This window comes from Shewanella sp. SG41-4 (assembly GCF_014164505.1).
GTDB lineage: Bacteria > Pseudomonadota > Gammaproteobacteria > Enterobacterales > Shewanellaceae > Shewanella.
Genome location: NZ_JACJFI010000776.1, coordinates 1 through 294, shown reverse-complemented (window position 1 = coordinate 294; position 294 = coordinate 1). Strand labels below are relative to the sequence as shown.

Here is a 294-nt window from a genome sequence, read left to right as displayed (position 1 = left end):
GTCTGGCGACTGAGCTCAATACCGTATTGCTTGAACATGGCTTCCTGGCGATAAAGCGGTAACCCATATTGGTATTTACTGGTGATAAGCTGACTGAGCAAACTGCTCGTTGCAATGCCTTTGTTGATGGGCATGGCAGGCATTGAGGCTTGCTTTATCTGTGTTTGAATCGAGGATTTATCACAGTGACGGCAAGCGTACTTAGGCCGAATGTGCTCAATCACTTTGATTTGAGCGGGAATAAACTCAAGCTTTTCTGACTTATCTTCACCCATTTTATGTAGCTCACCGCCA

Annotated in this window: 1 protein-coding gene; it reads right to left on the bottom strand. The window is 45.6% G+C overall.

Annotated features, from left to right (window positions below; genetic code table 11):
- Positions 1-294 (bottom strand): IS66 family transposase zinc-finger binding domain-containing protein (locus tag H5202_RS24890; protein ID WP_182774172.1); only part of this gene is annotated, 294 nt, incomplete at both ends.